Annotated in this window: 22 protein-coding genes; 11 read left to right on the top strand and 11 right to left on the bottom strand. The window is 69.5% G+C overall.

What is annotated here, in order from left to right:
- The first annotated feature begins 22 nt into the window (after positions 1-22).
- From HNR30_RS17705 to HNR30_RS17715, 3 genes are read left to right on the top strand one after another with little or no spacing between them, the layout of a single operon-like run.
- Positions 23-793: a hypothetical protein gene (locus HNR30_RS17705; RefSeq protein ID WP_181610927.1), complete on the top strand. Its 771-nt coding sequence runs from the start codon at positions 23-25 to the stop codon at positions 791-793.
- Positions 790-1,857 (top strand): glycosyltransferase, encoded by a 1,068-nt coding sequence (locus HNR30_RS17710; RefSeq protein WP_181610928.1) that lies wholly within the window; start codon positions 790-792, stop codon positions 1,855-1,857. The genes HNR30_RS17705 and HNR30_RS17710 overlap by 4 nt, the downstream gene beginning before the upstream one ends.
- Before the next feature lie 21 nt (positions 1,858-1,878).
- Positions 1,879-2,160: a metal-sensitive transcriptional regulator gene (locus HNR30_RS17715; protein WP_181610929.1), complete on the top strand. Its 282-nt coding sequence runs from the start codon at positions 1,879-1,881 to the stop codon at positions 2,158-2,160.
- A gap of 490 nt (positions 2,161-2,650) precedes the next feature.
- Here HNR30_RS17715 and HNR30_RS17720 read toward each other — a convergent pair whose 3' ends face one another.
- Together HNR30_RS17720 and HNR30_RS17725 are read right to left on the bottom strand one after the other, a co-directional pair.
- Positions 2,651-4,099 carry a hypothetical protein gene (locus tag HNR30_RS17720; protein WP_181610930.1) on the bottom strand — a complete coding sequence of 483 codons (1,449 nt, stop codon included), beginning with the start codon at positions 4,097-4,099 and terminating at the stop codon, positions 2,651-2,653.
- A 24-nt stretch (positions 4,100-4,123) separates the two neighbouring features.
- Complete coding sequence (locus HNR30_RS17725) at positions 4,124-4,465, bottom strand: hypothetical protein (RefSeq protein WP_181610931.1); 342 nt, start codon at positions 4,463-4,465, stop codon at positions 4,124-4,126.
- Positions 4,466-4,539: 74 nt separating this feature from the next.
- Between HNR30_RS17725 and HNR30_RS49300 the strand changes: the two genes are divergently transcribed.
- Positions 4,540-4,905 (top strand): MerR family transcriptional regulator, encoded by a 366-nt coding sequence (locus HNR30_RS49300; protein WP_181610932.1) that lies wholly within the window; start codon positions 4,540-4,542, stop codon positions 4,903-4,905.
- Positions 4,906-5,119: 214 nt separating this feature from the next.
- Positions 5,120-6,043 (top strand): DUF1349 domain-containing protein, encoded by a 924-nt coding sequence (locus tag HNR30_RS17735; protein ID WP_181610933.1) that lies wholly within the window; start codon positions 5,120-5,122, stop codon positions 6,041-6,043.
- On the opposite strand, the gene HNR30_RS17740 is transcribed toward HNR30_RS17735, so the two are convergent.
- Entirely contained in the window at positions 6,015-6,536 is a 522-nt protein-coding gene (locus HNR30_RS17740; RefSeq protein ID WP_312894470.1) for a gamma carbonic anhydrase family protein, read from the bottom strand. The genes HNR30_RS17735 and HNR30_RS17740 overlap by 29 nt on opposite strands.
- 136 nt (positions 6,537-6,672) lie before the next feature.
- Between HNR30_RS17740 and HNR30_RS17745 the strand changes: the two genes are divergently transcribed.
- On the top strand, positions 6,673-7,659 hold the full coding sequence (locus tag HNR30_RS17745) for a hypothetical protein (RefSeq protein WP_181610935.1): 987 nt from the start codon (positions 6,673-6,675) through the stop codon (positions 7,657-7,659).
- Between the two features lie 68 nt (positions 7,660-7,727).
- Here the strand turns inward: HNR30_RS17745 and HNR30_RS17750 are convergent, their stop codons facing one another.
- The 7 genes from HNR30_RS17750 to HNR30_RS17780 form a co-directional block, all read right to left on the bottom strand.
- Positions 7,728-8,363, bottom strand: coding sequence for a response regulator (locus HNR30_RS17750; RefSeq protein WP_181610936.1), 636 nt, complete (start codon positions 8,361-8,363; stop codon positions 7,728-7,730).
- Between the two features lie 324 nt (positions 8,364-8,687).
- Positions 8,688-8,924 carry a hypothetical protein gene (locus HNR30_RS17755; protein ID WP_181610937.1) on the bottom strand — a complete coding sequence of 79 codons (237 nt, stop codon included), beginning with the start codon at positions 8,922-8,924 and terminating at the stop codon, positions 8,688-8,690.
- A 123-nt stretch (positions 8,925-9,047) separates the two neighbouring features.
- Entirely contained in the window at positions 9,048-9,800 is a 753-nt protein-coding gene (locus HNR30_RS17760; protein ID WP_181610938.1) for a GntR family transcriptional regulator, read from the bottom strand.
- Positions 9,801-9,950: 150 nt separating this feature from the next.
- The gene (locus HNR30_RS17765; protein ID WP_220133626.1) at positions 9,951-10,445 is read right to left on the bottom strand and encodes a VanZ family protein; all 495 of its coding nucleotides are present in this window, start codon (positions 10,443-10,445) and stop codon (positions 9,951-9,953) included.
- A 136-nt stretch (positions 10,446-10,581) separates the two neighbouring features.
- Complete coding sequence (locus tag HNR30_RS17770) at positions 10,582-11,286, bottom strand: dienelactone hydrolase family protein (protein ID WP_181610940.1); 705 nt, start codon at positions 11,284-11,286, stop codon at positions 10,582-10,584.
- Between the two features lie 8 nt (positions 11,287-11,294).
- A complete protein-coding gene (locus HNR30_RS17775) occupies positions 11,295-11,891 on the bottom strand; it encodes an ASCH domain-containing protein (RefSeq protein ID WP_181610941.1) in 597 nt (198 codons plus the stop codon).
- A 32-nt stretch (positions 11,892-11,923) separates the two neighbouring features.
- Positions 11,924-12,496: a TetR/AcrR family transcriptional regulator gene (locus HNR30_RS17780; RefSeq protein WP_181610942.1), complete on the bottom strand. Its 573-nt coding sequence runs from the start codon at positions 12,494-12,496 to the stop codon at positions 11,924-11,926.
- 93 nt (positions 12,497-12,589) lie between these two features.
- Between HNR30_RS17780 and HNR30_RS17785 the strand changes: the two genes are divergently transcribed.
- The gene (locus tag HNR30_RS17785) at positions 12,590-12,955 is read left to right on the top strand and encodes a DUF4267 domain-containing protein (protein ID WP_181610943.1); all 366 of its coding nucleotides are present in this window, start codon (positions 12,590-12,592) and stop codon (positions 12,953-12,955) included.
- A 113-nt stretch (positions 12,956-13,068) separates the two neighbouring features.
- Here the strand turns inward: HNR30_RS17785 and HNR30_RS17790 are convergent, their stop codons facing one another.
- The gene (locus tag HNR30_RS17790) at positions 13,069-13,812 is read right to left on the bottom strand and encodes an IclR family transcriptional regulator (protein ID WP_246378652.1); all 744 of its coding nucleotides are present in this window, start codon (positions 13,810-13,812) and stop codon (positions 13,069-13,071) included.
- A gap of 60 nt (positions 13,813-13,872) precedes the next feature.
- Here HNR30_RS17790 and HNR30_RS17795 point away from each other — a divergent pair, with 60 nt between their 5' ends.
- Genes HNR30_RS17795 through dmpG form a run of 4 tightly spaced genes read left to right on the top strand, consistent with a single transcriptional unit; the run spans position 13,873 to position 18,005 of the window.
- Complete coding sequence (locus HNR30_RS17795) at positions 13,873-15,267, top strand: aldehyde dehydrogenase family protein (RefSeq protein ID WP_181610944.1); 1,395 nt, start codon at positions 13,873-13,875, stop codon at positions 15,265-15,267.
- 37 nt (positions 15,268-15,304) lie between these two features.
- Complete coding sequence (locus HNR30_RS17800; RefSeq protein ID WP_181610945.1) at positions 15,305-16,102, top strand: 2-keto-4-pentenoate hydratase; 798 nt, start codon at positions 15,305-15,307, stop codon at positions 16,100-16,102.
- Positions 16,099-17,001 carry an acetaldehyde dehydrogenase (acetylating) gene (locus HNR30_RS17805; RefSeq protein WP_181610946.1) on the top strand — a complete coding sequence of 301 codons (903 nt, stop codon included), beginning with the start codon at positions 16,099-16,101 and terminating at the stop codon, positions 16,999-17,001. The genes HNR30_RS17800 and HNR30_RS17805 overlap by 4 nt, the downstream gene beginning before the upstream one ends.
- Positions 16,998-18,005, top strand: a complete 1,008-nt coding sequence (gene dmpG / locus HNR30_RS17810) for a 4-hydroxy-2-oxovalerate aldolase (protein WP_181610947.1) — start codon at positions 16,998-17,000, stop codon at positions 18,003-18,005. Before HNR30_RS17805 ends, dmpG begins: the two co-directional genes overlap by 4 nt.
- Positions 18,006-18,032: the final 27 nt, after the last annotated feature.

The following is an 18,032-nucleotide window of genomic DNA, read 5'->3' on the forward strand; positions in this document are numbered from 1 at the left end:
TCAATCGACGGGGAGGGGGCCGGTGATACGCGTGGTCGTCACGGACGCCGAGGTCACCTTGGCTGATGTGCTCTCCCTCCGCCTCGCCATGGAGCACCCCCTCCCCGACGGCACCCACCTGGTGCTGAAACATCGGGTGAGCGGGGTGCAGCGGGAGATCCCGCTGGGTCCGCTGGAGACCGCCTCGCTGGCGGTCTCCCTGGCCCCGCTCGACCTGAGCGCGGGGCGCTGGGACGCCTACCTGCGCCACGACGGCAAGAAGACGCGGCTCAGATCCATCGATCCGGGCTTCTCCCTCGACCACCTCGACACCTACGCGCTGTGCAAGCGCACCCTGGCATACCGCTCATACCGCACCCGCAACGGCTACCTGGCGCTGAAGATCGCCGACGCGGCGCCCGCGGCCGAGGTCAAGGCGGTGTGGTTCCGCGAGGGCCGGTTCGAGGTCACGGGCGTGCTCGCCTACACCGGCCTCGACGACGACGACGCACGTCACGAGGCCAGGCTGACCCTCCACCGCCCCCAGGCCACCATCCGCACCCCGGCCACCGTGCAGGGCATCCGCTTCCACGCGGCCGTCTCCCTGGTCGACGTGATCACCGACGACCCCGGCAGCTGGGAGCCCGCGCTGGAGGTCGAGGGCGTGCCGACGCCGCTGCGCCTCAGCTCCCGCCTCGACGACGTCGACGGCAAGCGCCGCCGCGTGCACTATCCCGCCGCCCGCGTCGACGGCGTGCCCGTACGGCCCAGCTACACCGCCGACGACGAGCTGCGGATCGAGGTGGGCGGGTGAGGATCACGCTGGTGCTGCCCTCCGCGTACGGCATGCGCGGGGACGTGCGGGCCACCCTGAACCTCGCCGACGCGCTGTCGCTGCGCCACGACGTCGAGGTCGTGAGCATCAGGCGGCACAAGGAGAAACCCTTCTTCCCGGTCGGCCCGAATGTGCGGATGCGGTCGCTCATCGACGCCAGGCCGGGCGTGCGTCACCTGCTGCCGCGGGGACAGGTGCGGACAGAGGTGGCGTTGTGGCGCATGTTGCGTGGTCTCAAGAGTGACATTTTGCTGACCACCAGACCTGGGCTTTCTGTCCAGGCGGCCAGGTACGCGCCTCGCGAGATCTTCAGAATCGCCCGCGAGTGGGGCCGCCCCGCCGTACCAGGGCCCGTGAAGAAGTACTACCCGCGGCTCGACGCGGTCGTCACCGGCACCGAGTCGGCCAAGGACGAGTGGGACCGCCTCCTCGAGCAGGGCCCCGGCGTGCACGTCGTGCCCGACGCCCTCCCACCCGGGCCGTTCCCGCGCTCGCGCATGGACAACCGCATCGTCGCCGCCGGCGGCAGGTGGGTGCCGGTCAAGGCCTACGACAGGCTCGTGCGGGCCTTCGCCGTCGTCGCCGACAAGCGGCCCGACTGGCGGCTGCGGCTGTACGGCTCAGGCCCGGAGGAGTCGCGCCTGAGGCAACTCGTGGGCGAGCTCAACCTGCACAACCACGTCTACTTCATGGGCACCACCTCCGATCTGGCCGGAGAGTTCGCCAAGGCCTCGATCGTGGCCACCTCGTCGCGCTCGGAGGACCTGGGCATGACGGTGCTGGAGGCGATGGGCTGCGGCGTGCCCGTCGTCGCCTTCGACGGGGCGCGCGGGCCCTCCGAGTTCATCGCCACCGGCTACAACGGGGTGCTCGTGCCCGAGGGCGACAACGAGTCCGAGCGGTTCGCCCTGGCCCTGCTCGCCGTGATCGACGACGAGCGGCGCAGGCGTTCCCTGGCCGCCGGGGCGATGGAGACCGTCGTACGCCACTCCGCCGGAGAGGTGTGCGAACAATGGGAGAAACTGGTCAGCGATCTGCGCTGACGGAGCCGGTACCTTGTAGTCATGCATGGGTACAGCGGAGACAAGCAGGCGTATCTGACCCGCCTCAGGCGGATCGAGGGTCAGATCCGGGGCCTGCAGCGCATGGTGGAGGACGACTCCTACTGCATCGACGTGCTCACCCAGATCTCCGCCGCCACGCGGGCGCTGCAGGCCGTAGCGCTCGGGCTGCTCGAGGATCACATCTCCCACTGCGTCGCCGACGCGATCAACAGCGGGGGCCCTGAGGCGGACGCGAAGGTGAAGGAGGCCTCGGCGGCCATCGCCCGGCTGGTGCGCTCATAACGCGGGGACTAGTCACCCCGGGGCCCCTTCCGAGGCCCGTAAACCACCGTCCCGGACCCCTTGGGAGTCCGGGACTAGGTCTTTGTGATGGTCCTGTGCTGACTTGCTCTCGTGACTTCTCTCAGTGACTTGCCGAAGTCCGCAACCCGAGCGCGTCGTCGAGCTCGTCCAAGGTCAGTCGCCGCGGGCTGATCGCCACGGCGGAGAGTACCTCGGCGTAGAGCGCAATCTCGTCCAACGCGACACGGTCATGGACCCGGAGGTCCAAGTCTTCGTGCCCCACCGCGTCGTCCTTCCTTCCGCAGCCCACACCCTCTTCGAGGTTACGGCGGGGGGCCTTGCGGCGACATGGCCCATCGGAGTCATTCCTTTCTGCGCCGCGCTACCCCCAACAGGATCATTTCCCGGTTTCTAAGATCACAATTCGGGAAATCACGGGATGGGTTGAGTGTTAGAACGATATAGGCGGAGTAAGGGTGAAATAGCGGGATTAGTGGTTTACGTGAGGGTCGTCCCGCTCGTGCGCGATCCGCTCCGCGACGGCCTTGGGGCCCGGATGCTGGCTGAGCTCGACGCCCGTCAGCCTCGCCCAGGCGTGCGCGGCCGCGTAGGCGGCGCCCAGGACCGCGGCGGCGGTCGACCGGTCAGGCGGCTCGCGGTCGATCAGCTTCTGTACGGCGGGGCTGGGAAGCGTGGGAATCGGCGGCTCCGGCCTGGGCCGGGAGGTGGAGCCGCTCCAGTCGCTCGCATCGGGAGCCCACTCGCCCGTGGGCAGTTCCCAGGAATCGGTCGAGGCGCGGCCCGCCACCCTGGTCGTCGCCGCCTCCCCGCGGCCCGCCACCCTGTTGTCCGTCGCCGCCTCCCGCTGGAAAGGGGCGGCCCCCGGTTGCCCCTGACCTCGCACCGCGGAGCGCAGGCGGTGATCCAGCCACGCCTCCATGCGCCCTTCCGGATCGGGCAGTTCGGCGAGAAACGCCCCCGCCCACACCAGCGGCTCGGTGGCGAAGGCCAGGCTGCCCACCAGGTCGTACACGGCATGCCTGAACGCCTCGCCGGGAGAGCGCTCGGCCAGCACCACCCGGTCGAAGTCGCGGGGGCAACGAGCCAGCCACGCGTGCCGTACGGCCTCATCGCCGTGGACGGCGGCGCGGTCGTCGAGATCCGGCTGGCGCAGCAGCGGCTCCACCATCGCCAGAAGCGCCGCGGCCCGGGGCCGGAACCGGGCGTCGTCGGCCAGGGCGTGCGCGGTGTCGGCCATCAGCGCCACGAGCCGCAGCGCCGCCCGATGCTCCCCGCCCCGTACGCGCTCTGCGAACAACGTGGCCAGGTCCGTGAGCCCCGGCGACGGGATCCACCGCACCCACTCGTCGCCGGGAAGCGGCCTGCCCAGGTACTCGCCGAAGACCGTGATCAGCCGCTCGTTCCCGTCGAAGGCCGGAGCGTAGGCGCACCACATGATCGTGCCCCAGATCGCGGCCACGGTGCTGGGCACGTCGGCGGCGAAGATCTCGGTGAAGGCGGTGAGCGGATACTCGCCGATCGGCCGCCTGCCCGCGGCCCGCAGCAGCACCCGGATGCGCTCGGTGAGCTCCTTCGGCACGTCGGGCCCGATGAACCCCTGCACCGATCCCGCGTCGGGCGCGCAGTCCGGCCCGGTCGGGATCAGGTGCGTGAGCACCACGGCCGCCGGGTGGGCCACCCTCGTCGCCGGGCAGCGGGCGGGCGGGGCGGCCAGATGCCAGCGCCCGTCGACCGGATCCTGGACGTGCCACCGGCCGTAGGCGCCGAACAGCCACCTGCTGCCGTCGGAGGTGACGAGGATGCGGGCGGCGATGGCCTGAGCTCTGACGGGTACGGCCAGGCCTGACCAGCGCGGGTCGAGGATCATGGCCCTCGCCTCCGCCTCGGCTTCGTCGAACGCGTCCCAGCGGTCGGGCATGGCGGCAATAGTACGCGCCACCCGCTAGTGGACCGCATCCCCCGCAAGCCGGAAGAACTCCTCCAGGACGGCACGAGCGTTGTCGTCGTTGCTGACCGCGCACTCCCACACCACCTGGTCGCCCTCGGCCGACACCTCGAAGGCGAAGAACGCGCAGCAGGCCTTCTCCCTGGCCGCCAGATCCCGCACCCACTCCTCGACCCCGTCCTCGGCGCGCAGCAGGAACCGGATGCCCTGGCCGGTCCGCTCCCGGCCCGCGAGGTGCCGCTCGAACAGTCGCCGATACTCCTGCACCCGCTCCTCGACGGTGTCCTGGGCGGCGGTCATGTCGCACACGACCGGGGTGGAGGGGGGTGGGATGTCCATGACGGGTCTCCTTCTGTCGCTGTTGCTCAAACCGTAGACTCTGGACCTGAGTCCAGAGTCAAGAGGTGAATCAGGTGAAGATCGGTCAAGTGGCGCGGGAGGCCGGGGTCAGCGTCGACACGGTCCGCTTCTACGAGCGCCGCGGCATCCTGCCCGCCGTGGAACGCCGGCCGTCCGGCTACCGCGTCTTCACCCCGGCCGCGGTGGAGCGCATCCAGATGGCCAGGAGCCTGCAGGAGCTCGGGTTCACCCTCGACGAGGTCGTCGACGCCCTGACAGCCCACGATCAGGGTGACGCCACGTGCGACAGCGAGCGGTGGCGCTTGGAGGCGGTGGTGACCCGGATCGACGCCAGGATCGCCGAGCTGGGAAGGGCCAGGCAGGCCGCCCTGGAGAGCCTGCGGGACTGCGAGGCCGGTCGCTGCAGGCTCCTGCTGTGAAACCGGGATCCTGCTTCAGTGCCGGACGGCGACGACGATCCTGCCGAGCTGGCTGCTCGACTCCATGTGGCGATGCTCCTCGGAGTTGGCCTTCAAGCGGGAGTCCGGGATGCCGCCCGGGAGGTAGCGCAGACAGCACTCCGGTGGTGCGGCAGGATCATGAACATGCCAGTCAGGTGCCGCCCCGGCCATTAGAGACGGCAGAATGTCCGATATGCGGGCGAGGGTAATTGCGGCTCTTGTGGTCGTTTGCGGGGTAAGCGGCTGCACGACGGGCGGTCCATCGACCCCTCCACCAGCGGCGCCGACCGGCGGCACCCAGGCGACCGCCGCCCTCCCCCTGGCAGAAGCCGAACCGCCCGACCCCGGCGGCGAGGTCGGCTCGGCCTCGAGCGAATTCACCAGTACGGCGGAGCTGCCCGTATGGCTGAAGCTCAGCGACACGGAAGGCGACCTCAACCGCCTCACCAAGCTGGAGATCGCCGGCGGCCACCTCACCATGGAACCCAAGCCCTCGGCCTGGTTCGACGGCTTCCGAGGCCCCTTCGTCTACCAGGAGCTCGCGGGCGACATCGTCATGCACATGCGCGTCAAGTCGGAGGGGCTCAAGGGCGGCCCGCCCAAGCAGATCTTCTCGCTCGGCGGCGCGATGGTCAGGGTCCCCGACTCCGACACCAAGCCCAACTGGTTGTCCGTGACGACCGGCACGGGCGACGTCGCCAACCGCGTCGAGGTCAAGGAGACCCTCGACGGCAGCTCCAAGCCGGAGGAGCATCCGGTGAAGGTTGGCTGGGTGGAACTCGTCCTGGCCAGGACGGGAGGGCTGGTGGCCGCCCTCTACAAGGAGGAGGGCGGCGCCTGGAAGGTGGGCAGACGCTGGGCCCGTCCCGACCTGGTCGAGACGCAGGTGCTGCAATGGGGCATGACCGGCTACACCGACTGGAACAGCTTCGGCACCCTCAAGCAGGACCCCGCCAAGGCGAACCTCACCGACGTCAAGGGCAAGCCGGACCTGAGGCTCAGCGTCGACTTCGTACGCTTCCTGCGCCCCCGCATGCCCGACGGCGTCGACCCGATGAACCCGGCCTCGGTGAGCGACGAGGTGCTGATCAGATTGCTGACGCCCGCCGGTGCCTGAGTGCCTTGGCGTGATAGTTGTCCGGCGTGCGAGCGAAGATCGCACGGTCGGAGTCGGTGAGCTCGCGCACGATCCTGCCCGGCGTGCCCGCGACGAGCACGCCGGCGGGGATTTTCTTTCCCGGCCCGACCAGGGCTCCAGCTGCGACGAGAGTGCCCGCGCCGATGCGCGCGCCGCCGAGCACGATTGCACCGATCCCGATCAGGGCACCGGTTTCGACATGCGCTCCGTGCACCATGGCCTTGTGGCCCAGGCTGACCCGGGGCTCGAGGACAGCCGGCTCGCCGGCGTCGGCGTGCAGACAGCACAGGTCCTGGACGTTGCACTCCTCACCGATCTCGATCCGCTCGTCGTCTCCCCGAAGAACGGAGCCGTACCAGATGCTCGCCCGGGCCCCGATCCTGACATTCCCGACTACCGTCGCTCCGGGCGCTATATACGCCTCCGGGTGAATGTCGGGCACCGCCCCGCCGTCCAATGCTGCTATGTACACCCGCCACATCGTATTTCCTGCCCCACCTATGCCGTTCCGGTTGCGACTTGGGTCAGAAGGAAGCAAAGTCGTTTCCTGAAGTCACGCAGCCACAACTCGCAGTGATTCTCCCGCCTCACGCAAACAGGTAACCCCCATGACGAACCAGCACGACATCCTTCCCGAACTCATGCAAGAAGACGCCTTCGAGGTCGCCATCCGCGGCTACAACCGGCGTCAGGTGCACGACCACATGCTGCGCACCCGCAACCAGATCAGAGACCTGGAAGAACGCCTGGCCAGGGCCATAGACCAAGCCGAGCAGTCCCGCATCGAGCTGGCCGAGGCCCGCCGCCGCATGGTGGAGGCGCCGCAGAGCTACGACGACCTGAGCCCGCGTCTGGCCCAGATCCTCAAGCTCGGTGAGGAGGAGGCGGCAGCCAAGCGTTCCGACGCCGAGGCGGATGCCGTCCGTCGTGTGGAGAGCGCGCAGGCCGAGGCCGACCGGCTCGTGACGTCCGCGCGGGAGACGTCCGACAAGATCCTCACCTCGGCCCAGGCCGAGGCGGAACGACGCGTCGCCGAGGCGACGGAGGCCGCCGAGCGCATGCTCGCCCAGGCCGGCGCCGACGCCGAGGAGACCCTCACCACCGCACGCGCCGAGGCGGAGGAGGGCCTGCGCGAGGCGCGTGTCGAGGCCGACCGCATGCTCACGGCCGCGCGTCTGGAGTCCGAGCAGCTGGTCGACAGCGCCCGCACCGAGGCCGAGAACACCCTCGGCAGCGCTCGCGCGGAAGCCGACGCCACCTTGCGTACGGCACGCGGAGAGGCCGAGTCGACCCTCACCTCGGCCCAGCAGCGTGCCAGTTCCCTCGACGAGCACACCGGCCGCCGCGTCTCCTACCTGACCGACACCCACGGCGAGGTCGTGCGCCGGCTGAGCGAGATCAGCGTCGTGCTCGCCGACCTCATGGACAAGGAGGCCATGGCGGGCGAGCTCATCCCGAGCGCCCCGCCCGCTCCTCTGCCCAGCGAGTCGTCGCGCGGCGAACTGGTCGTGGTGGAGGAGATCGGGCCGGAGCCCGCTCCGGAGGAGGACGACGACGAGGAGATCACGTTGAACAGGCTTCCTTCGCCGCAGTAGCGCTGGGGGAGTGCCCTCTTGCAGGCGGGCGTGCCCCGGGGCGGTGACACTACGGTGCCGCCCCGGGATCACCCGTCGTGCGAAGCTCCCGGTTCGAGCTGCAACGGCGCCGCGGTTCCACCGCTGAGCTCGCGCCCGTGCTTCAGCGTGAACTCCAGCTGCCTGGCCAGCCCGGGAAGGTTCGCCGGCGGCAGGTACGCGTCGGCCCCCGCGTCGAGCAGCCGCCGCACGGGCCCGTGATACTGCACCCCGAGCTCGTCGTCCTCGATCTCGGTGATCACGATTCTGGCCTTGGGGAAGCTCCCTTTCAGCGCTCCGATCAGCTGCGGGCTGCCCGCCGGGACCAGCAGCACGTCGGTCGTCTTGGGAGCGGCGAGCATGTCGAGCACCACGTAGTCGGGCCCGAGTTGCTTGGCCAGCGCGACCCGGGCCTTGGCGGACAGCTTCATCGCCGTGGCCACGACGGTCACGCTGTCGTAGTCCTTCGGCGCCTCCTGCTCCGTCTCGCCTGGCGTGTCACGGCCGACGACGGCGCCCTGGACCACGGTGACGGTGCTGGAGATCTTCGCGATCGACGCGCCGTCACGGGTGACGATCACGTGCTCGTCGGGTCCGAGGGCGTCGATGAGGGCCACGACGTCGTCGGGGAGGCGGGTGACGTCGAGGCGTTCCGCGGAGCGGGGGCTGCGTTTGCGGATCTTCATGCGCGAGGCGCGCTCACGGTGTTCGACCAGATGATCACGTGGACCCCTTCAGATGCGCGGTGATCTATTTTGGACGGCGCCGAAGAGGTATTGGTTCGGATATGTGCCGGATTTATCCGCAATTGGTGAGTATCTGAACGATGGCAAGCATCGGACACCCCATGGATCTCATCCCCACCAGGTGCGATCATGGCAGAAATGAGCGGAAGCCCCCGCCCCCGATAGGGTCAAGGACTTCCGCGTGGGAGCCCGGTGCCGGAGCCGCCGAGACGCTGGACCCGGCACCGGGCGACTATGGCCTGGACCTAGTGGATCGGTCCAGGATCAGGGATCGGGCACATCGGTCGTTCCGGGCAGATGTGCCCGCCTCTCTTGGTCTCGCAACTGCTCGCGCAGCCCTTCGGGATCATCAGCATCGATGGTCATGGCGCATCCCGCCTCGCGCTGCGCTGCGCTGAGCGGGTGGTGCCTGGTGGCCCACCAGCGGCCCGCGTCGCTCCGCCAGATGGTCCAATGCGGGTACTCCCGGGCGATCTCGGCAAGATGCCGATCAAAGGACATCGCTCAACCCTTCCCGGGCCCGCTTCGCGACTTTCCGTGCTCCTCCCAGGAGACTTCACATCTCTAGAGAGGACAAGATCCGCCAAGGCTAGGTCAACCTACCGCTTGACAGACCAACTTGATCTATGCGTCGAAGTCATACTGAAGTACGTATGCGGCCGCATCTAGCACCATCTCGTTCAACTCGACCGGGATGCCTCGAGCGGTGTACGCGGTGCGCAGGACGACGATGACCGGCGTGCCGCCAGGTAGATCCAGCAGATGTGCCTCGCGCGGGGTGGGCATGCGGGCGCGCACTTCCTCGGTGAAGTGCGCCGGACCGACTCCCAGATCGCCGAGGCGAGCGTAGACACCGCCGGGGCCGGTGTCGTTCAGGGTGATCGCGCTTCCCTCGACCAGGTCGGCGGGGAAGTAAGAAGTGGCCAGTTGGACAGGGCGCGCGTCCACGGAGTAGCGCCGCCGCCTGACCCACACGTCGCGTGTGTCGAGCACGCTTCCCGCCTCGAAGGAAGCGGGTTCACGAACGATCTCCACCTCGTCCACGGTGAACGGGCGTCCTCTGGTGTCCGCGTCCCAGATGGACCTGCCCTGTCCCCACTGCTCGCGGGACAGGCGGCGGGAGCCGTGTCTTCGGATGGGTTTGAACAGTCGCACATAGACCCCCGAGCCTCGTTTCGGTACTGCCAGCCCTTCGTTGATTAGGACGGATAGCGCTTGCCGGGCAGTAGCGCGCGCAATCCCGTACTCGGACATGAGCGCGTTCTCCCCCGGCAACTTGTCCCCATCGCGCAGCTCGCCGGCCGCGATCCGGGCACGGAGCTCGTCGGCGATGCGGCGATAGATGGGGGGCTCGTGAGGTACCGGGGATTCAGACACGTTCGATCACCCTCTGTCACCAACCGGGTTTGGCGTCTCCAGAGAACTTGCCCCGTCTTGTCCACGATCGCACAGATACGCAGGTTGGTCGCGTGCTTCTTTTGAGTGGATCGTGCCCGTGTGGCGATCAGAGGTCGTTTTTGCGGTCCGTTACCTTGGAACGGTCCTGGCCGCTATTCGATCAGCCCACCAGCGGCGTGTAACCAGGGCGAACAGTACGGCGCCCGCCGTGTTGATCAGCACGTCGTCCACGGTGGAGTGCCGTCCGAGGCGCAAGCCGTACTGGAGGACCTCGACGGTCGTGGACGCGAGGGCCGCCACGAGCGCGACACGGGGGAGCGAGGCGAAGCGCCGCGAGCGGACCGGCAGCAGCGCGCCGAGCGCCGCGAAGACCAATAAGTTGCCCACGACCTGCACAAACACGGTTCCGAACGGCTGGGTGAAGAACCAGCCGAGCTCGTGGAAGGGCACGAGCGTGACGCGCACGCCGCGGTGCAACGGGGTGAGGATCATCCACACCCAGGGAGCCGTACCGGCGACTATGCCCACGTCAGCGAGGGCGGTGCGCAGGGGTGCGGGGTGGTTGGCGCGCTTGCGGAGCCGGGTGAGGACCAGGGCCGCCAGGAGGGCCACCGGAAGGGCCAAAAGGGCAGTAATGATGACATTTCCCCACAGGTCCCAAGCGCGCGTCACCTGTTCATCCTGAGGTACGGGAAGGTGGCCCGACAGACAGGGTCTGTGGGGGCTGTGTGCAGCTTCCGTGCAGCCGTTTACGCGCCGTTCACCGTACGGGCAGAGCGCGGGCGAGGAAGTCGACCGCGCCCGGCCAGACCCGCGCGGCCGCCTCTGGATGGTGGAAAGCCGGATCCTGGTGGTTGTGGAAGGCGTGCCCAGCCGACTCGTCCACGTAGACCGTGACGTCCTGCCTGCCCTCGGCGGCCTTCTCGACGGCCGCGACCCGGTCGCGCGAGATGTACGGATCACTGCCGCCGAACACGAAGAACACCGGGCAGGCGATGCGGTCGAGCAGGCCCAGATGATCGGGTACGGCGGAGCCGTAGAACGACAACACCACCCGCAGCGGCACGCTGGCGGCCAGGGCGTAGGCGATCGAACCGCCCAGGCAGAAGCCCACCGTCCCTACACCCTCCGTGACCTCGGGCAGCTTGGTCAGATGGGCCGCGGTCAGCGCGCAGTCGGCCACCGCCTGCGGGAAGTCCAGCCGCGAGGCCAGGTCCAGCGACGCCCTGAGGTCCTCCTCGCCCGGCAGCGCCTCCCAGTTCGGGTGCAGCCGCCAGAACAGGTCCGGCGCGGCGACCACGTAGCCGCGTCCCGCCAGGTCGGCCGCGACGTCCCTGATGTACTGGCCGACTCCGAAGATCTCGTGGGGCAGGACGATGCCCGGCCCGCGGCCCGCGTCGGGGATCCACAGGTGCACGTCGAAGCTGCCGTCGGTGGTCTCGATCCGGTCTGTACGCGTTTCCATGGCCTCCCCTATGTCCTCCTCGCGGCCAGGAATGCGGATCCTCGCGGTGAGATGCGGTAACCCGTCTCCAGGCTGATGGTCAGGCCGAGGTTCTTGAGCTTGCGGACGTTGGCCTTGAAGGCCGCGGTGTCCTGGCCGAGCCGCGGAGCCAGGTCGGCCGCGCGCACCCCTGGACGGGCGGCGATCAGCTCCAGCGCCGGCACCGTCCACGGGCCCATCCGCTCCAGGCGCGCGGCGAGCGCCGGCAGGTCGATCACGGTGTCGGCCGCCAGGTCGTCCCTGGGGTCACGCTCGGCGGCCAGGCGCAGCTCGATGCGATACAGCTCGCCCTCGTCCTCCGTCGGGCGGCGCCCTCCTCGCCGTGCTCGCGCCCCCTCGCCGTTGCGCAGGTCGGTCAGGAGTTCGTCGCGCGTGCCGTACCCAGCTCTTCTCGCGTCGTCGTCATCGACCTCGCCGGCCACGTCGACGGCGGTGACCTCGGCGATCAGGCCCTCGCCCATGCGATAACGGCCCCCGGCCCTGACCTGGCTGCGGCGCCATCGGCGGAAGGCCAGGGTGATCGAGCCGTCGCGCACCCCCTCGCGCAGGCGCTTCTCGAACAGCATGACCTCGAATGTACGCCGGGCCGCCGCCCAGGTCAGCCGATGAATCGCTTGATCAGCAGGTCGATGCACGCGCCGTAGGTGGAGGGGTTGAGCCTGCGGCTGCGCTGGAGGGTGACCATTCCATGCAGACCACCCCAGAAGGTCTCCGTGAGCACATCCACGTTGTCGTCGCCGGCGAGCGGGCTCATCGCCTCGCGCAGCTCCCCGTACCCCGCCTGCAGGGCCTCGGGGGCCTGGGGCGTGGCGAAGGGCAGGTCGACGGCCCTGATGAACATCGCCTCGTAGAGCGCCGGATGCGCGTCGGCGAAGTCGGAGTACGCCCTGCCCACCCGCTCGACGGCCTGCTCGGGGGTCGTCGCGCCGACCCGGGCCTCGTGGAGCAGCTGCGCGAGCTCCGCGAACCCCTCGACCGCGACGACGGCCATGATCGCGTCCAGGCCCTTGAAGTGGCTGTAGAGGACGGGCTGGCTGTATTCGATCTCGGCGGCGAGCCTCCGCGTCGTCACCGCGTCCCAGCCCTCGGCCTCGGCCAGCTCTCGCGCCGTCGTGATGATGCGCCGCTCCCGCTCCGCCCGCTCTCGTTCCTTGCGCGCCTGAATGCTCATGACTGAAATTCTAGCACCGCTAGCGCATCTGTCGGGGATATGTTAGCTTCGACCTTGTTCCTAGCGATGCTAGATCCTTCTTGGGAGTTACTTGTGTTCACTGCTATCGCGTACGGCCTGGCCATCGTGCTCAACCTCTTCGTGGTCTTCATCGGGGCGAGGTTCCTGCTGCAGCCCATCGCCTCGGCCGCCGGGTACGGCGTGGCGGCCGGCACCGACGTGGCCTACCTGCACATCAAGGGGATCCGCGACCTGAGCTACGGCATCCTCGGGCTGGCGCTGCTGGCCTTCGCGGGGGCTCAGGCGGGGGCTTGGATGATGCTGGTGGTGGCGCTCAACCCGCTGGCCGACACGGTGATCGTGCTGCGGAACGGGGGGAGCAAGGCGGTGGCTTACGGGGTGCACTTCGCCACCGCGGTGACGGTGCTGATCAGCTCGGCGCTGCTCTTCCTCGTCTGACCCCCTCCCGTCTCCTGCCCTCACCCGCCTTCCTCGCCCGCCCTCGGTCCCGCTCGGGCCCGGGGGCTTCTGGCGGCTACGAGGCGGGTTGCGGCCCCGCGATCCCGCCACCTCTAAAACGACCGCCTCCCCAGCGCCCGTGACACTCCCAGGGCCGCCGTCTTCACCGCCGGTGCCAGGCGCGTCGGGTGGAATCGCCCCAGCGGCACGGAGACCGACATCGCCGCCACCACCTCCCCCTCGCTGAACACCGGCGCCGCGATGCACGCCCCGCCCACCTGCGCCTCCTCCCGCTCGAACGCCACCCCGGCGGCCTGGATCTGCCCCAGCGCCTCCTCCAGCCGCTGCGCGTCCACGATCGAGTGCGCCGTCATCGCCCGCAGCGGCCGCGCGAGCACCTCCTCGATCAGTGCCGGCCCGGAGTACGCCAGTAGTGCCTTCCCGATCCCCGTGCACGTCAGCGGCAGCCTGCCGCCGACCCGCGACGGCAGCGAGAACGACTCGCGTCCCCGGATCTTCTCCACGTAGACGACGTCGAGCCCGTCTCTCACGCCGAGGTGGATGGTCTCGTGGGTGGCCTCGTAAAGGTCGTGCATGAAGGGCAGTGCGGCGTGGCGGAGGTCTCGTTCGAGAGGGACGATGCTGCCGAGTTCGAACAGTCGCCGGCCGAGGTAGTACCCGTCGGGGCGGCGTGCGATGGCGCCGATCTCCGTCAGCTCTGTGAGCAGTCTGAAGGTGGTGGTCTTGGGAAGGTGGCAGCGGTCGGCGACTTCCTGGAGGCGGAGGGGGCCGCCGGTGGGGCGGAACGCGTCGAGGATGAGCCATGACTTCTCGAGCATCGACAGGTTCCGTGACATGGAACTCATTGTTGTCCAAGGAAGGGCGAAGCTCTATACCCAATGATGTGAGGAGTTGTGGTGTTTGAGCAGATAGCGCACTTCGTAGGGGGCGAGTTCCTGCACGAGGGAAGCACGTTCCCGGCCTACGACCCGGTGACCGGCCGGCGGATCCGCGAGGTCCACGAGGCGGACCAGACGATCGTCGGCAAGGCGGTCGCGGCGGCCAGGCGGGCGGCGCCGGCGTGGGCCGCGTTGCCGGTGGCCGAGCGGGCCGCGTGGATGCGCAAGCTCGCCGACGGCATCGAGCGGCGGTTCGACGACCTGGTCGCCGTGGAGATCGAGGACACCGGCAAGCCGGTCGAGCAGACGAGGACCCTGGACGTCCCGCGTGGCGCGGCCAACTTCAGGGCGTTCGCGGAGATCGCCGCGCAGCGGCCCGAGGAGGCCTTCCACCTCGACGGGGTCCTGAGCTACACGGTGCGCAGGCCGCTGGGTGTCGTGGCGGTGATCGTCCCGTGGAACCTGCCGTTCCTGCTGATGACGTGGAAGCTGGCTCCCGCCCTGGTCGCGGGCAACACGGTGGTGGTCAAGCCGTCGGAGAACACCCCGGCGAGCGCGGCGTTGTTCGCCGAGATCTGCGAGCAGGCGGGCCTGCCGCCCGGCGTGGTCAACGTCGTGCACGGGTACGGCGAGGCGGGCCGGCTCCTGGTGGAGCACCCGGGCGTCGACGGGGTGACCTTCACCGGCTCGACGCAGACCGGCCGGAGCATCATGCGATCGGTGGCCGACCGGGTCAAGCCGATCTCGTTCGAGCTGGGCGGCAAGAACGCCGGCATCGTGTTCGCCGACTGCGATCTCGACAGGGCGGTGGCGGGCACGCTGCGCTCGGTGTTCCTCAACGGCGGCCAGGTCTGCCTGTGCACCGAGCGGCTGTACGTCGAGCGCCCGATCTTCGACGACTTCGTCGCCGCCCTCGCCGGCGGCCTCGCCGAGATCCCCCGCCAGCCGATGATCTCCAAGGAGCACCGGGAGAAGGTGCAGTCGTACTACGACCTGGCTCGTGAGGAGGGCGGCACGTTCCACGCCGGTGGCGGCTCGGTGTTGTCGAAGTCCGGATACTTCGTGGAGCCCACGATCGTGACTGGGCTGAGCGAGCACTCCAGGTTCAACACCGAGGAGATCTTCGGCCCGGTCTGCCACGTCGCCCCCTTCGACACCGAGGACGAGGCGGTCGGCAGGGCCAACGACAGCGAGTACGGCCTGGCCGCGACCGTGTGGACGAGCAACGTGGACCGGGCCCACCGCGTCGCCAGGCGCCTGGAGGCGGGGCTGGTGTGGGTGAACACCTGGTACCTGCGCGATCTGCGCACCCCGTTCGGCGGCGTGAAGCTCTCCGGCATCGGCCGCGAGGGCGGAACCCACTCGCTCGACTTCTACTCCGAGCCGACGACGATCACGATGGAGATCCGCTGATGTTCCGAAAGAGCTCCGGCAAGACGAGGGAGATGCGATGAGCGACACGTGGTCCGAAGCCGTCGACACCTACCAGGTGGCCGCCGACCGCCTGCTGGAGGCGCAGCGCTCCGGCAAGCCCTGCCCCCCGGTGCGTGACCTGGTCGGCACGGCCGCCGACGGCTACGCGGTGCAGGCGATCAACACCAGGCGGGCCCTGGCGGAGGGCCGCCGCCTGGTCGGCAGGAAGATCGGCCTGACCAACCTCAAGGTGCAGGAGCAGCTCGGCGTCAGCGAGCCCGACTTCGGCATGCTCTTCGCGGACATGGCCTACCTCGACGGCCGCCCGATCCCGGCGGGCAGGTTCCTGCAGCCGAAGGCGGAGGCCGAGATCGCGCTGGTCCTGAAGGAGGACCTGGAGGGCGGCCCGTTCACCGTCGTCGACGTGATCAGGGCGGTCGACTTCGTGTTGCCCGCGATCGAGATCGTCGACTCGCGCATCGACGGCTGGGACATCACGCTGGCCGACACGATCGCCGACAACGCCTCCAGCGGCGCGTTCGTGCTCGGAGGCACGCCCGTGGACCTGCGGAGCGTGGACCTGCGGCTGGCCGGGATGACCATGACGAAGGATGGCCAGGAGGTCTCCACCGGCGTGGGCGCGGCCTGCCTGGACCACCCGCTCAACGCCGCCGTGTGGCTCGCCGACACGCTGGCACGTACCGACCGGCCGCTGAGGAAGGGCGACATCGTGCTCACCGGCGCGCTGGGCCCGGTGGTCCCCGTCGAGGCCGGCGACGTCTTCGAGGCGCACATCGAAGGGCTGGGCTCGGTCAGGGCGGTGTTCACGTCATGAGAGCCGCCATCATCGGCTCCGGCAACATCGGCACCGACCTCATGCTGAAGTGCCTGCTGTCCAACAAGCTGGAATGCGTCGCGATGGCCGGCATCGACCCCGGCTCCGACGGCCTGGCCAGGGCCCGGCGGCGCGGGCTGGCGGTCACGGCGGACGGTGTCGAGGGGCTCGTCGGGCTGGAGGAGTTCGCCGGTGTCGACGTGGTCTTCGACGCCACCTCGGCCGCCGCGCACCACCGTAACTACGCGGTGCTCCAGCCGTACGGCAAGCGGGTCATCGACCTGACGCCCGCCGCGATCGGACCGTACGTGGTGCCGCCCGTCAATCTCGACGAGCACCTGGACGCCCAGAACCTCAACATGGTCACCTGCGGCGGCCAGGCGACGATCCCGATCGTCGCCGCGGTCGCGTCGGCCACGAGGGTCAGGTACGCCGAGATCGTCGCCTCCATCGCCTCGAAGTCGGCGGGGCCCGGCACCCGGGCCAACATCGACGAGTTCACCGAGACGACCGCGCGGGCGATCGAGAAGATCGGCGGCGCGGAGCGGGGCAAGGCGATCATCGTCCTCAACCCCGCCGAGCCGCCGTTGATCATGCGCGACACGGTCTACTGCCTGGTCGAGGAGTGCGACGAGCGGGCCGTGACCGACGCCGTGGAGACGATGGTGGCCAGGGTCCAGGAGTACGTGCCCGGCTACCGGCTCAAGCAGGAGGTGCAGTTCTCCGCGATCGGCGAGGACGAGCCGGTCTGGACGCTGGTGCCAGGCGCGAAGGGCGGGGTCAAGGTCAGCGTCTTCCTGGAGGTGGAGGGCGCCGCCCACTACCTGCCCGCCTACGCCGGCAACCTCGACATCATGACCTCCGCCGCGCTGCGCACCGCTGAGAGGCTGGCCCGATGACCCGCGTCTACGTGCAGGACGTGACCCTGCGGGACGGCATGCACGCCATCCGCCACCGCTACACGGTCGACCAGGCCGCCGAGATCGCCCGCGCGCTCGACCGCGCGGGCGTGGCGGCCATCGAGATCGCCCACGGCGACGGCCTGGCGGGCGGCAGCTTCAACTACGGGCCTGGCGCGCAGACCGACGACGAGTGGATCGAGGCGGTCGCCGCCGCGATCGGCACGGCCAGGCTCACGACGCTGCTGCTGCCGGGCATCGGCACGATCGAGGACCTCAAGCGGGCCCACGGCCTGGGTGTCACGTCGGTCCGCATCGCCACGCACTGCACCGAGGCCGACATCTCCGCCCAGCACATCGCCACCGCCCGCGAACTGGGCATGGACGTGGCCGGGTTCCTGATGATGTCGCACATGGCCCCCGCCGAGGAACTGGCGGCCCAGGCCGCGCTCATGGAGTCGTACGGCGCGCACTGCGTCTACGTCACCGACTCCGGCGGGCGGCTGACGATGGACGGGGTCAGGGAGCGCGTCCTGAGATATCGCGACACGCTGCGTCCGGAGACCGAGATCGGCATCCACGCCCACCACAACCTCGCGCTCGGCGTGGCCAACTCCGTGGTGGCGGTCGAGAACGGCTGCACGCGGGTGGACGCCTCGCTGGCGGGGATGGGCGCGGGAGCGGGCAACTGCCCGATCGAGGCCTTCGTCGCCGTGGCCAACCTGATGGGGTGGGAGCACGGCTGCGATCTCTACGCGCTGATGGACGCCGCCGACGACCTGATCAGGCCGCTGCAGGGCCGGCCGGTCCGGGTCGACAGGGAGACGCTGACGCTCGGTTACGCGGGGGTCTACTCCAGCTTCCTGCGCCACGCGGAGGCGGCCTCGGCGCGCTACGGCGTCGACACCCGGGCGATCCTGGCCGAGGCCGGACGCCGCAACATGGTCGGCGGCCAGGAGGACATGATCGTCGACATCGCCCTCGACCTGGGAGCCGGCCGATGAGCCCGCACGGCCTGACCACCACGAGCC

Source organism: Nonomuraea soli, assembly GCF_013761175.1.
Taxonomy (GTDB): domain Bacteria; phylum Actinomycetota; class Actinomycetes; order Streptosporangiales; family Streptosporangiaceae; genus Nonomuraea; species Nonomuraea soli.